This is a genomic window from Helicobacter pylori (genome assembly GCF_001998165.1).
Taxonomy (GTDB): domain Bacteria; phylum Campylobacterota; class Campylobacteria; order Campylobacterales; family Helicobacteraceae; genus Helicobacter; species Helicobacter pylori_DL.
Window position 1 is genome coordinate 16,867 of sequence record NZ_MTWR01000012.1, and the last position, 13,427, is coordinate 30,293.

11 protein-coding genes are annotated in these 13,427 nt (G+C 40.2%); 8 read left to right on the plus strand and 3 right to left on the minus strand.

The features are described 5' to 3' along the window. Nucleotides 1-16: 16 nt before the first annotated feature. A complete protein-coding gene (locus BZK24_RS01965) occupies nucleotides 17-988 on the plus strand; it encodes an NAD(P)-binding domain-containing protein (RefSeq protein WP_077656403.1) in 972 nt (323 codons plus the stop codon). 6 nt (nucleotides 989-994) lie between these two features. Here BZK24_RS01965 and BZK24_RS01970 read toward each other — a convergent pair whose 3' ends face one another. Continuing rightward, nucleotides 995-2,155 (minus strand): HP1165 family MFS efflux transporter, encoded by a 1,161-nt coding sequence (locus BZK24_RS01970; RefSeq protein ID WP_077656404.1) that lies wholly within the window; start codon nucleotides 2,153-2,155, stop codon nucleotides 995-997. A gap of 63 nt (nucleotides 2,156-2,218) precedes the next feature. Between BZK24_RS01970 and pgi the strand changes: the two genes are divergently transcribed. Beyond that, complete coding sequence (gene pgi / locus BZK24_RS01975) at nucleotides 2,219-3,856, plus strand: glucose-6-phosphate isomerase (protein ID WP_077656405.1); 1,638 nt, start codon at nucleotides 2,219-2,221, stop codon at nucleotides 3,854-3,856. A gap of 307 nt (nucleotides 3,857-4,163) precedes the next feature. Beyond that, the gene (gene hofH / locus BZK24_RS01980) at nucleotides 4,164-5,579 is read left to right on the plus strand and encodes an outer membrane beta-barrel protein HofH (protein ID WP_077656406.1); all 1,416 of its coding nucleotides are present in this window, start codon (nucleotides 4,164-4,166) and stop codon (nucleotides 5,577-5,579) included. Nucleotides 5,580-6,066: 487 nt separating this feature from the next. On the opposite strand, the gene BZK24_RS01985 is transcribed toward hofH, so the two are convergent. Beyond that, nucleotides 6,067-8,130: a carbon starvation CstA family protein gene (locus BZK24_RS01985; RefSeq protein ID WP_077656407.1), complete on the minus strand. Its 2,064-nt coding sequence runs from the start codon at nucleotides 8,128-8,130 to the stop codon at nucleotides 6,067-6,069. A gap of 209 nt (nucleotides 8,131-8,339) precedes the next feature. Between BZK24_RS01985 and BZK24_RS01990 the strand changes: the two genes are divergently transcribed. From BZK24_RS01990 to BZK24_RS02010, 5 genes are all read left to right on the plus strand, one after another. Beyond that, on the plus strand, nucleotides 8,340-8,993 hold the full coding sequence (locus BZK24_RS01990) for an amino acid ABC transporter permease (RefSeq protein ID WP_077656408.1): 654 nt from the start codon (nucleotides 8,340-8,342) through the stop codon (nucleotides 8,991-8,993). 1 nt (nucleotide 8,994) lies between these two features. After that, nucleotides 8,995-9,666 (plus strand): ABC transporter permease subunit, encoded by a 672-nt coding sequence (locus BZK24_RS01995; RefSeq protein WP_077656409.1) that lies wholly within the window; start codon nucleotides 8,995-8,997, stop codon nucleotides 9,664-9,666. A gap of 1 nt (nucleotide 9,667) precedes the next feature. Next, a complete protein-coding gene (locus tag BZK24_RS02000) occupies nucleotides 9,668-10,414 on the plus strand; it encodes an amino acid ABC transporter ATP-binding protein (protein ID WP_077656410.1) in 747 nt (248 codons plus the stop codon). Between the two features lie 48 nt (nucleotides 10,415-10,462). Further along, nucleotides 10,463-11,296, plus strand: coding sequence for a transporter substrate-binding domain-containing protein (locus BZK24_RS02005; RefSeq protein WP_000855994.1), 834 nt, complete (start codon nucleotides 10,463-10,465; stop codon nucleotides 11,294-11,296). A 118-nt stretch (nucleotides 11,297-11,414) separates the two neighbouring features. Further along, nucleotides 11,415-11,972: a hypothetical protein gene (locus tag BZK24_RS02010; protein ID WP_077386601.1), complete on the plus strand. Its 558-nt coding sequence runs from the start codon at nucleotides 11,415-11,417 to the stop codon at nucleotides 11,970-11,972. Between the two features lie 261 nt (nucleotides 11,973-12,233). Here the strand turns inward: BZK24_RS02010 and BZK24_RS02015 are convergent, their stop codons facing one another. Then, nucleotides 12,234-13,409 carry a sugar MFS transporter gene (locus BZK24_RS02015; protein ID WP_242423407.1) on the minus strand — a complete coding sequence of 392 codons (1,176 nt, stop codon included), beginning with the start codon at nucleotides 13,407-13,409 and terminating at the stop codon, nucleotides 12,234-12,236. Nucleotides 13,410-13,427: the final 18 nt, after the last annotated feature.

Here is a 13,427-nt window from a genome sequence, read left to right on the forward strand (position 1 = left end):
AATAAAAGGATAGAAAATGAGTCAAGAAATTTTAGATGTGTTGATAGTTGGCGCAGGGCCTGGGGGCATTGCCACAGCGATAGAATGCGAAATAGCCGGCGTTAAAAAAGTGCTTTTATGCGAAAAAACCGAAAGCCATTTAGGCATGTTGGAAAAGTTTTATAAAGCCGGTAAAAGGATTGATAAAGATTATAAAAAACAAATCGTAGAGCTTAAAGGGCATATCCCTTTTAAAGACAGCTTTAAAGAAGAGACTTTAGAAAATTTCACTAACCTTTTAAAAGAGCATCGCATCACGCCAAGCTATAAAACCGATATTGAGAGCGTGAAAAAAGAAGGCGAATATTTTAAAATCACCACCACTTCTAATACAACCTATCAGGCTAAATTCGTGGTGGTTGCGATCGGGAAAATGGGCCAGCCAAACCGCCCTACTTATAAAATCCCTGTTGCACTCTCCAAACAAGTGGTTTTTAGCATCAATGATTGTAAGGAAAATGAAAAAACCCTTGTGATCGGCGGAGGCAACTCAGCGGTGGAATACGCCATTGCTTTGTGCAAAACCACCCCTACCACTCTCAATTACCGCAAAAAAGAATTCAGCCGCATCAATGAAGACAACGCTAAAAACTTGCAAGAAGTCCTAGGCGATAACACGCTCAAAAGCAAGCTTGGAGTGGATATTGAAAGCCTAGAAGAAGATAACACTCAAATTAAGGTGAATTTCACCGATAACACGAGCGAAAGTTTTGATCGCTTGCTCTATGCGATCGGCGGCTCTACCCCTTTAGAATTTTTTAAACGCTGTTCTTTAGAGCTAGATCCTAGCACCAATATCCCTGTGGTGAGGGAAAATCTAGAGAGCAACAATATCCCTAATTTGTTCATCGTGGGCGATATTTTATTCAAATCAGGGGCGAGCATCGCTACCGCTTTAAACCATGGCTATGATGTCGCTTTAGAAATCGCTAAAAGGTTGCGCTCTTAAAGCCGCTCACTCATCAAACGGCTTAGCCTTATACAAAAAGAAAAAGAGCATGATAAGCGTCAAGGCAAAATGCATGGTGATGATAGTTAGGGGCGAAAAGTAACGCAACTCCAAACTGCTCAAGGATAAAACTAGCACAGAGACCACACGCACGCAGCTTGATGAGAGCGATGAGAGCGATGAAATGTTGTTTTTAGAAACGAATTTGGAGAATTGATACCCCAAGCAATAACTCATGTAAGCAAAAAACGCCACCATGAGCGCATACACCCCTATGAAACAATAAGGGATATTGCTAAGCAATAAGGGGCTAACGCCTAGCAACACCAAAAGCGAACTCAAGGCGATTTTTTGGCTATAACTGGAGGCTTTTAAAAAATGAATGAGGATAGAAATCACTTGAAAAGCGATATAAAACACAAAAAGGTATTGCTCTTTAACGCCTTGTTTTAAAAAATACGCTTGCCACATTTGAAAATGGCTCATAAAAAAGATGGGCGTAATCAAATGCCCCACTAACAAAATTTTAAGCTTGGGGTTATCTTTAAGCTCTTTAAGACTGCCTTTGACTTGCTCTTTAAGGATTTTTAGGTTTTTTTGGCTTTTAAAATCCGCTTCTTTTTCTTTAAAATAAAACATAATCGTTAGCGCACAGAGCATGATTAAAAAAATCCCCACGATATACAGCATCGCATGGACTTTGAGATACAAAAACGACCCCAAAGAACTCCCTATAATCATGCCCAAATAAGCGATTTGGTTGTTTTTGGCTAAAAACCGGGACAAATCCTTTTTATTTTCTTTAATGTCCGTGATGAGTGAAGCTTCAATCGTGCCGCTAGAGCATGCGCTATACAAACCATACAACCCCCACGCTAAAAGCATGAGGATAAAACTATCAAAAAACAGCACAAACGAAAAACTAGCGATTAAAAAAACATTAGAAACCAGGAATAAATTTTTCCGGCTCATCAAATCCGCTAAAACGCCGCTCGGGTATTCAGCCACCAGCACGCAAAAACTAAAAAAGGTTTGCACGAGCAAGATTTCACTCAAACTAAGCCCTTTAGAAAGCAACAAGGGGGTTAAAATCGCATGGGGCAAGCTTTGAGCGATGATTAAGAGAAAATTCGCCCCATAGTAAGCTAAAATGTTTTTTCTTAACATTTGAAAATTATAATTAAAACTAGCTTATAATACAGCGTTATATCTTTTCATTAAGGGGTATTGATGCTAACCCAATTAAAAACTTATCCAAAATTACTCAAACATTATGAAGAAATTAAAGAAATGCACATGCGCGACTGGTTTTCTAAAGACAAAGAGCGAGCGAGCCGCTATTTCGTGCAATTGGAAAGCTTGAGCTTGGATTATTCCAAAAACCGCCTGAACGATACCACTTTAAAGCTTCTTTTTGAATTGGCGAACGACTGCTCTTTAAAAGAAAAGATTGAAGCGATGTTTAAGGGCGAAAAAATCAACACCACCGAAAAAAGGGCCGTTTTACACACCGCTTTAAGAAGCTTGAACGACGCAGAAATTTTACTAGACAACATGGAAGTGTTAAAAAGTATTCGGAGCGTTTTAAAACGCATGCGAGCCTTTAGCGATAGCGTGAGGAGCGGTAAAAGATTGGGCTATACCAATCAAGTGATCACTGATATTGTCAATATCGGTATTGGGGGGTCAGATTTAGGCGCTTTAATGGTTTGCACCGCCTTAAAACGCTACGGCCACCCGAGATTAAAAATGCATTTTGTGTCTAATGTGGATGGCACGCAGATTTTAGACGTTTTGGAAAAAATCAATCCGGCCAGCACGCTTTTTATCGTGGCTTCTAAGACTTTTTCCACTCAAGAAACCTTAACCAACGCCCTAACCGCTAGAAAATGGTTTATAGAAAGGAGCGGCGATGAAAAGCATATCGCTAAGCACTTTGTAGCGGTATCCACCAATAAAGAAGCTGTGCAACAATTTGGCATTGATGAGCATAACATGTTTGAATTTTGGGATTTTGTAGGGGGGCGTTATAGCTTGTGGTCGGCTATTGGCTTATCCATCATGATCTATTTAGGGAAGAAAAATTTTAACGCTCTTTTGAAAGGAGCGTATTTGATGGATGAGCATTTTAGAAACGCCCCTTTTGAAAGCAATTTGCCCGTTTTAATGGGATTAATTGGCGTGTGGTATATCAATTTTTTCCAATCCAAAAGCCACTTGATCGCTCCTTATGATCAGTATTTGAGGCATTTCCCTAAATTCATTCAGCAGTTGGATATGGAAAGCAATGGCAAACGCATCAGCAAAAAAGGCGAAATTATCCCCTATGACACATGCCCTGTTGTTTGGGGCGATATGGGCATTAACGCTCAGCACGCCTTTTTCCAGCTCTTGCATCAAGGCACGCATTTAATCCCCATTGATTTTATCGCTTCTTTGGATAAAAAACCTAACGCTAAAGGCCACCATGAGATTTTATTCAGCAATGTTTTAGCGCAAGCGCAAGCCTTCATGAAAGGCAAAAGCTATGAAGAGGCGCTTGGGGAATTGCTTTCTAAAGGCTTAGACAAAGATGAAGCCAAAGACTTGGCCCACCACAGGGTGTTTTTTGGCAACCGCCCCTCTAATATCCTTTTATTAGAAAAGATTTCACCAAGCAATATTGGGGCGTTAGTGGCTCTTTATGAGCATAAGGTCTTTGTGCAAGGGGTTATTTGGGATATTAACAGCTTTGATCAATGGGGCGTGGAGCTTGGGAAAGAGTTAGCCGTGCCGATTTTACAAGAATTAGAAGGGCATAAAAGCAACGCTTATTTTGACAGCTCCACCAAGCATTTAATAGAATTGTATAAAAATTACAACCAGTAGGCTTTATCTTACAACAAGATAAAACCTAAAAAACGATAAAACAAGGCTTAACCCCCATTTTCAAGCGCTCCATTCAAAATCATCCGTTAATCATAACGGATTTTAGTGCCATATATTAGCCATTTGAATTTAAAGAGAGTAAATTTTCCACAAATTGATCGTTTTTAGCTTTTAAAAGCTTGACTTTCTCATCATACGCATTATTTTACATATTATAATTATTTCAAAGCTAAGAATAATAAAAATCAAAGAATAGATTTATCTTTAAAAGCATTTGCATTTGTTAATCTCATTTTAGGAGGCATGCATGAAAAAGGCAAGTCAGGTTTTATTCTTTGGGGCATTTTTAAGCTCTTCTTTACAAGGTTTTGAAGCTAAGCTCAACGGCTTTGTGGATCAATCCAGCACGATCGGTTTTAACCAGCATAAAATCAATAAAGAAAGAGGCATCTACCCTATGCAGCAATTCGCAACGATTGCGGGCTATTTAGGGCTTGGTTTTAGCCTGTTACCCAAAAAGGTTTCAGACCATGTTCTAAAAGGCAAAATAGGGGGCATGGTCGGATCTATTTTCTATGACGGCACGAAGAAGTTTGAAGACGGCTCTGTGGCTTACAATCTCTTTGGTTATTATGATGGGTTCATGGGGGGTTATACAAACATCTTACAAACCGATAGCCTTGAGACACAGAACATGAAACACAACAAAAATGTCCGCAATTATGTCTTTAGCGATGCGTATTTAGAATACGCTTATAAGAATTATTTTGAAATAAAAGCCGGACGCTATCTCTCCACTATGCCTTATAAAAGCGGGCAAACGCAGGGATTTCAAGTTTCTGGGCAATACAAGCATGCACGCTTGACTTGGTTTAGCTCATGGGGTAGGGCGTTCGCTTATGGTTCGTTTTTAATGGATTGGTTTGCCGCACGGACCACTTATAGCGGAGGCTTCACCAAAAACGATAAGGGAGGTTATGATAGCCATGGGAAAAAGGTGCTTTATGGCACGCATGCGGTGCAACTCACCTATAAACCTCATCGTTTCCTCATAGAAGGCTTTTATTACCTTTCGCCTCAAATCTTTAACGCTCCAGGCGTTAAAATTGGTTGGGACTCTAACCCTAATTTTAGCGGCACAGGCTTTCGCTCTGATACAGCTGTCATAGGGTTTTTCCCCATTTACTACCCTTGGATGATCGTTAAATCCAATGGGAGTCCGGTCTATAGATACGACACGCCTGCCACTCAAAACGGGCAAAATCTCATTATCCGCCAACGCTTTGACATCAATAATTACAATGTTTCCATCGCTTTTTATAAAGTCTTTCAAAACGCTAATGGTTGGATAGGCAACATGGGGAATCCAAGCGGTGTGATCATGGGGAGTAACAGTGTCTATGCGGGTTTTACAGGCACAGCCCTTAAAAGAGACGCCGCTACCATTTTCCTTTCTTGTGGCGGCACTCATTTTGCCAAAAAATTCACATGGAAATTCGCCACACAATATTCCAATTCAGTGGTCTCTTGGGAAGCAAGAGCGATGATCTCTTTAGGCTATAAATTCAATGAATATTTGAGCGGTAGCGTGGATCTTGCGTATTATGGCGTGCATACTAACAAAGGCTTTAAACCGGGTGAAAACGGGCCTGTACCTAAAAACTTCCCCGCTCTTTATTCTGACAGGAGCGCTTTATACACGGCCCTAGTAGCGTCTTTTTGATGCTACCCTATGATTATGGTAGGCGTTTTTTTGATGCTATGATCACAAAATAGAGTAGGCATTATTTTGATGCTGTCTCCTACGATATGATAGGCGTTTTTTAACGCTGTTCCTCTAATCTCTATATATCAAATTTCTTTTCAAGCAAAAGCCATTTTTTAAATCGCATACCCATTATGTGAGTGGGGTGGTGAGTAAAATACAAGTTCATTTTTAATTTAAATCAAGCGATAGCTTTTTAAAAGCGTTCTTTGGGATTAGGGGGTTTTAGTTGGGGTTAAAAGGAGGAATGATCTCAAAAATACCCCCTATCCCCTTCAAGAAATGGGTTTAAAACGAAGCGGCCAAAACCCCATTTTTAAGAAATTAAAATAAAGTTTTAATACCCCTATTAAATTAACAGAGCCAAAATTTTAATCGCTTCTTGTAAGGATAGGAGGGTCAAACTTTTTCCATGGATTTAAAGGGGGTTAAAACCCCTTTTTATTCAAGCGGCTTTGATATAGGGCGTTTCAGCCAGCGGTGGGTAAATTTGATTTTTAAAATAAGCGTTTGAGCAAATCCTAACGCTCACGATTAAAACCAGTAGCGCTACAAGCATGAAAAACACGCACAAAATCGCATCAATAGCATGGTTAAAAAAGGATTTTTGGAGCGTTTTTAGCGCTTTTTCATCGGTAGTGGTAGCCATTTTTTCTTTGATGATTTGCATTTGCGCCACATGCGAAACATTATTCAGCACGCTATCATTACTTTTTGGCATCACTTTTAAAATACCGCTATAAAAAGTGATGGATAAAATCAAAACTGCCGGCAAGGCGCTTATCATCGCCCCCTTAAAACGCCCCATTTTAAACAACACCACCGTAACCAGCAACAACGCCATGCCCGCTAACATCTGATTGCTCACCCCAAATAAAGGCCATAGCGTATAAATCCCCCCTTTAGGATCAATCGTGCCTTGATACAAGAAATACCCCCACCCCGCCACGCACAAAAGAGTGGCAAAAATCCCAGCCTTATAAGAGCTAAGATTGCCCAAAGGCTTATAAACATTGCCGAGCAAATCTTGAATCATGAAACGAGCGGTTCGTGTGCCAGCATCCACAGCGGTTAAAATGAACAAAGCTTCAAACAAGATCGCAAAATGATACCAAAACGCCATCACGCTTGGATCCCCTAAAATGTGATACACAATCATCGCTAAACCGATCGCAAAAGTGGGCGCCCCACCGGTGCGGCTCAAAATGGAGCTTTCACCGATGTTTTTGGTCATCTCACTGATTTCTTCAGCGCTGATACTAAACCCCCATGAGCTAATCACCGAAGCCGCATCAGCTATATCTTTACCGATGCTCACTTCTGGGGAATTGATAGCGAAATAAAGCCCTGGGTGCAAGATCCCTGCGCACACCAACGCCATAAGGGCCACGACGCTCTCCATCACCATAGATCCATAGCCCACTAGCCTGGCGTCGCTTTCTTTAGCGAGCATTTTAGGGGTCGTGCCTGAAGAAATTAAAGCATGAAAGCCGCTAATCGTCCCACAAGCCACCGTGATGAACAAGAAAGGGAACACGCTTCCTGCAAACACAGGCCCGCTGCCATCTACAAAGGGCGTGATTTTAGGGATTTGTAAGGGCGGAGCGACAAAAACAATGGCCACAACCAACACCCCTATAACGCCAATTTTTAAAAAAGTGCTTAAATAATCTCGTGGAGCGAGTAAAAACCATACCGGCAAAATAGAAGCCACAAAACCATAACCCATGATCATCCACGCTAAAGAACTGGCCTCAAAAGTAAAAATTGACGCTAGTTTGGGATCTAAAGAAACGTATTTACCCGCATAAATCGCTATAATCAACAAAATAAAGCCGATAACAGAAACTTCTAAAATCTTATGCGGTCTGAAAAACCGCATGTAAAGCCCCATAAGAATCGCAATGGGAATGGTCATAGCGATCGTAAAAAAGCCCCAAGGCGAATGCGCCAAAGCCTTCACCACCACCATCGCTAAAATCGCAATGATAATGAGCATGATCCCTAAAATCCCTAAACTTGCGATCATGCCTACAAATTGACCCATTTCAAGCTTGATCATTTCGCCTAAAGACTTGCCATCGCGCCTAATGGAAGCAAAAAGCACCACAAAATCATGCACGCAACCCCCTAAAACCGAGCCTATCAAAATCCATAAGATAGAGGGCAAGTAACCCATTTGAGCGGCCAATATCGGGCCTACTAAAGGGCCAGCCCCAGCAATAGCGGCGAAATGATGCCCAAAAGTGATCGCTTTATCGGTTGGCACAAAATCCTTGCCGTCATTCCTTACGCATGCGGGCGTGGCTCTGTTATCGTCTAGCTTTAACACCCGATAAGCGATAAAATGGCTATAAAAACGATAGCCTATGCTATAAATGCAAGCGCTCGCTACTACAAGCCATAGCGTGTTAATGCTCTCGCCCTTGTGTAAGGCTAACACCCCTAAACAGATCGCTCCTAAAATAGCTACAAAAACCCAAGCCAAAGAAACTAAACTTTTTTGCATGTCCTCTCCATTTAATGATTATTTAATCATTGTTGTTAATTTCAGCCAGTTTTTTTATTATAATCCAAATTTTCTTTGAATAGTGGCAAAACGGCTCATAAACTTCCCGCTTAAAGGCTTGGGTTTCCAAACTTCTAACAATTGGGGTAAATAAGAGCTGTTTTTAAACATGATGCTTTAAAGCGTCATTAATTTTAAGGTTTAGCGTTATGGCATTAGATTGGGATTTTATGTTGCACTCCATCCCTGCGTTTTTTAAGGGGTTAGAACTCACGCTTTATATTTCTTTCTTTGGGATTTTGCTCTCTCTTTTGGTGGGGTTTTTGTGCGCGATCATTTTGTATTTTAAAACGCGCTTTATCTCTCCTATCGTCTATATCTATGGCGAAATCGCTAGGAACACGCCCCTACTCATCCAGCTTTTCTTTTTGTATTACGGGTTGAATGAAATCGGTTTGAGCACTTTAGAGTGCGCGATTTTAGCGTTAGGGTTTTTGGGTGGGGGGTATATGAGTCAAAGTTTTTTGCTTGGGTTTAAGAGCTTAGCTTCCATTCAAAGAGAAAGCGCTTTGAGTTTAGGGTTTGACCCTTTGAAGATGATGTATTATATTATTCTGCCTCAAAGTTTAAGCGTTTCTATGCCTTCCATAGGGGCGAATGTGATTTTTTTACTCAAAGAAACTTCCGTGGTGGGCGCGATAGCCCTAACCGATATCATGTTTGTGGCGAAAGATTTGATTGGCATTTATTACAAAACGACTGAAAGCCTGTTGATGTTGAGCCTCACTTATTTGATCGCTTTGCTCCCTTTGAGCGCTTTGTTTGTGATCTTAGAGCGTTCTTTTAAAAAGAAAGCGGCTTAAAATGGGAGTTTTATTGGAGTTAGACAATCTCAAGCGTTTGTTAGAGGGGTTTGAGATCACCCTTTTAATCGCTCTTAGCTCTGCGATTGTTTCAATCGTTGTTGGAATACTTTTGGGGAGTTTGATGGCGTTTGGCTCTAAAATAATGGTTTTGGCGTGTCGTGTGTATTTAGAAAGCGTTCGCATTATCCCGCTTTTAGCATGGCTGTTTATCGTGTATTTCGGGTTAGCGAGCTGGTTTGATTTGCATATCAGCACTGTTTTGGCGAGCGTGATTGTTTTTAGCTTGTGGGGTGGTGCTGAAATGATGGATTTGACTAGAGGGGTTTTAACTTCCGTGAGCAAACACCAAGTAGAAAGCGCTCTAGCCTTAGGCATGGATTCAAAAAGGGTGATTTTTAATATTATTTTCCCTCAAAGCTTTTTGTCTTTATTGCCCTCAAGCCTTAATTTATTCACGCGCATGATCAAAACCACGGCTTTAGTTTCTCTCATTGGAGCGATTGATTTGTTAAAAGTGGGCCAGCAAATCATAGAGCTTAACCTCTTACGCATGCCTAATGCGAGCTTTGTGGTTTATGGCGTTATCTTAATGTTTTATTTTAGTTTATGCTATAGTTTGAGCCTGTATAGTTCCTATTTAGAAAAAAAATTCCAATACATTAGAGGGTAAAATGAGCGTGATTTTAGAAACCAAAGGGTTAAAAAAAACCTATCAAAACCATTTGGTTTTAGACGGCATCAATTTCACTTTAAATAAGGGTGAAGTGGCAGTGATTTTAGGGCCTAGCGGGTGCGGGAAAAGCACTTTTTTAAAGTGTTTGAACGGGCTTGAAAAGATTGATGAAGGTGAAATCCTTTTTGAAAACACTAACCTTAATACGCCAACCACCAACTGGAATCAAATGCGCCAAAAAATAGGCATGGTGTTTCAAAATTATGAATTGTTCCCGCATTTAAATGTGTTAGATAATATCTTACTCGCCCCCTTAAAAGTGCAAAAACGATCCAAAGATGAGGTCATTTCTCAAGCCGTAGAGCTTTTAAAACGAGTGGGTTTGGAGCATAAACAACAAGCTTACCCTAAAGAATTGAGCGGCGGGCAAAAACAGCGAGTAGCGATCGTGCGCTCTTTGTGCATGCGGCCCAAAATCATGCTTTTTGATGAAGTAACCGCCTCATTAGACCCTGAAATGGTTAAAGAAGTTTTAGAAGTGATTTTAGAATTAGCCACAACGGGCATGAGCATGGTGATTGTAACGCATGAAATGAAATTCGCGCAAAAAATCGCTAGCAAAATCGTGTTTTTTGATAGCAGTAAGATCGCTGAAGAAAATAGCGCCAAAGAGTTTTTTAACCACCCGAAATCTCAAAGAGCGCAAAAATTTTTAGAAACTTTCCATTTTTTAGGGAGCTGTTAAATAAAGTTTGCTAAAAAGATAGTTTTAATTTTAAAAAAAGGTGGTTTTATGAAAACAAACGGGCTTTTTAAAATGTGGGGGCTGTTTTTAGTTTTAATCGCTCTAGTCTTTAGTGCATGTTCTGATAGCCATAAAGAAAAAAAAGACGCTTTAGAAGTCATTAAACAAAGAGGGGTTTTAAAAGTGGGGGTTTTTAGCGATAAGCCTCCTTTTGGATCTGTGGATTCTAAGGGACAATATCAAGGCTATGATGTAGTCATCGCTAAACGCATGGCCCTTGATTTATTGGGCGATGAAAATAAGATTGAGTTTATTCCTGTAGAAGCCTCAGCTAGGGTGGAATTTTTAAAAGCCAATAAAGTGGATATTATCATGGCTAATTTCACGCGCACTAAAGAAAGAGAAAAAGTCGTGGATTTCGCTAAGCCGTATATGAAAGTCGCTTTGGGGGTGATTTCTAAAGATGGGGTCATTAAAAATATAGAAGAGTTGAAAGATAAAGAGCTGATTGTGAATAAAGGCACGACAGCGGATTTTTATTTCACTAAAAATTACCCCAATATCAAACTTTTGAAATTTGAGCAAAACACAGAGACTTTTTTAGCCCTTTTAAACAATAAGGCTACCGCTCTAGCCCATGACAACACTTTATTGCTCGCTTGGGCGAAACAGCACCCTGAGTTTAAATTAGGCATTACAAGCCTTGGCGATAAGGATGTGATCGCTCCAGCGATTAAAAAGGGCAACCCTAAGCTTTTAGAATGGTTGAACAACGAAATTGATTCTCTCATTTCTAGCGACTTTTTAAAAGAAGCTTACAAGGAAACTTTAGAGCCTGTTTATGGCGATGGAATCAAACCGGAAGAAATTATTTTTGAATGATTTCTTTAGGATTTGCTTGACAGAAGCGCGTTTTTATTGCTAAATTAGCAATTTTGTGATCTTTTTGTTTTTCATTTTGGGATATATTTGTTTGATTTTACATTGAAAGGATTGTTTGATGAATCATTTTTATAAGCGTTGTTTGAGATTTTCGTTAGTGGGGTTACTGGGTGTGGGGTTTTTGAGCGTTCAGCTTAACGCTAGGAGTTTTGTTGATGGGGATTTAGACATTCAAAAATTCAGCTATGAAGATTCTTTGCTTAAAAAGGGAGATCCTAATGGCGTGCATAAGGTGCAAGTGCGAGATTATAAGGGCAAAATGCAAGAGGCTGAGATCCACTCAGAAATACGCATTGCGGTTAAACCGGGGGTTAAAAAAGAAGTTAAAAAAGGCAAAATTTATAGCGCTCAAATCAATGATGGCATGTGCTATGCTTTTAGAATGCTCCAAACCGGCGATAATACCACAGGCCTTGATTCTAAAGAGTTCCCCAAGCAAAGTCGTGAGAAAAAGGGCCGAGTGATCACTTTAATCGGTAAAGATGAAGTGCCTTATCTTATTTTAGAAACCGATTGCCAAGTGGGTGATATTGCAAAGATCTCTTTGGTGGGTAATTTTGATGGCACTGGGTTTCTTACGGAATATAAATTCAAAGGCGCTAAACCCATTTACTAGTCTTTATTCTTCGCTTCATTCTTAAAATCTCTTAATCTTTTGTGGTTAGGGGATTTTTTTATTCATTAGCAGTGTTTTTGATCGCATCTTAAAAATTTTAAAAACCCTGTTTGTGTTTTTGCCTCAAGTTGTTAAAAAAGCTCTGTCCTCATCAAATACTGACAAATAAAACCTTATTTAATTTGGAATTTTTTGGATTTTTAAAACAAGCTAAAAGAAAGGAAAGAAGAAAGAAACCCCCCCCTTTTTTTAGGAGTTTTCTTATTGCTTATACCCTTTAAGCGCAAAGAAGAGGATATAAAAATAGCACAATAACGGCACACCATAAGCGTAGAGCAAATTTGATTCGGTCGCTGTGAGCATGTCTGTAACCGCACCTTGAATGGGGGGGATTAACGCCCCTCCCACAATCGCCATGCTAATCACTCCAGAAGCCTTAGAAGTGAGATGCCCTAAATTGAGCGTAGCCAAAGAGAAGATGGTAGGGAACATGATAGAGTTGAAAAAGCCCACAAAAGTCAGAGCGAATAAAGCGATCTTGCCTCCAACGAGAATGACTAAAGCAATGAGGACAATAGAGCTTAAGGCGTTGAAAGCCAAGTATTTATTAGGGGCAATTTTATTCATCAACACACTGCCTAAGAAACGGCCCACCATTGCGCCTCCCCAATAATACACCAAGTAATGCGCGCTTGATTGAGGGTCTAAATTCAAAAGCTTTTCAAAGCTTAGCACCAAGAATGAGCCAATCGCCACTTCTCCCCCCACATAAAAAAAGATCCCCAAAGCCCCAAAAACAAAGTGTTTGTGCGAAAACAGGCTTTTTTGCGTCGTTTCTTTGGGCATTTCTTTTTCCACATCAGGCAATTTCAAAAGATACATGATGAGCGCTAAAAGAAGCGAAAACACCGCCAAGCCCAAATAAGGCATTTGAACGCTTTTAGCGTCCGCTAATTTATCTATCAAACTTGCATTATCGCCCATTTTAGTCGTGCTAAAAATCAACAAGCTCCCAAAAATAGGCCCTAAAGTCGTGCCAAGCGAATTGAACGCCTGGACTAAAACCAGGTTTCTGGCTTCTTTACCTTTAGAAAGCAAGGTTACAAAGGGATTACCGGCAGTCTGTAAGCACACGATCCCGCTCGCTAAAATAAACAACGCTCCTAAAAAAAACCCATAGGAGCCAAAATGCGCCGCCGGATAAAACAACGCGCACCCCGTCGCTGTGATCACAAAACCAAGCACCACGCCAAAAGGATAGCCGATTTTACTGATCACATTCCCAAAAACTCCTCCCATGATGAAATACGCCCCAAAAAAGCAAAATTGAATGAGCGAAGCTTCAAAATAGGTCAAGTCAAAAATGGGCTTTAAGTGTGGGATTAAAATGTCGTTTAAAACCGTGATAAAACCCATTAGAAAGAATAGCGCTGTCAAACTGTTCCTTAAAACATA

Coding starts and splice junctions, on each gene's coding strand:
- BZK24_RS01990 (WP_077656408.1), top strand. CDS start 8,340: ATGGCATTAGATTGGGATTTTATGTTGCACTCCATCCCTGCGTTTTTT.
- BZK24_RS02005 (WP_000855994.1), top strand. CDS start 10,463: ATGAAAACAAACGGGCTTTTTAAAATGTGGGGGCTGTTTTTAGTTTTA.
- hofH (WP_077656406.1), top strand. CDS start 4,164: ATGAAAAAGGCAAGTCAGGTTTTATTCTTTGGGGCATTTTTAAGCTCT.
- BZK24_RS01965 (WP_077656403.1), top strand. CDS start 17: ATGAGTCAAGAAATTTTAGATGTGTTGATAGTTGGCGCAGGGCCTGGG.
- pgi (WP_077656405.1), top strand. CDS start 2,219: ATGCTAACCCAATTAAAAACTTATCCAAAATTACTCAAACATTATGAA.
- BZK24_RS01970 (WP_077656404.1), bottom strand. CDS start 2,155: ATGTTAAGAAAAAACATTTTAGCTTACTATGGGGCGAATTTTCTCTTA.
- BZK24_RS02010 (WP_077386601.1), top strand. CDS start 11,415: ATGAATCATTTTTATAAGCGTTGTTTGAGATTTTCGTTAGTGGGGTTA.
- BZK24_RS02000 (WP_077656410.1), top strand. CDS start 9,668: ATGAGCGTGATTTTAGAAACCAAAGGGTTAAAAAAAACCTATCAAAAC.
- BZK24_RS01995 (WP_077656409.1), top strand. CDS start 8,995: ATGGGAGTTTTATTGGAGTTAGACAATCTCAAGCGTTTGTTAGAGGGG.
- BZK24_RS01985 (WP_077656407.1), bottom strand. CDS start 8,130: ATGCAAAAAAGTTTAGTTTCTTTGGCTTGGGTTTTTGTAGCTATTTTA.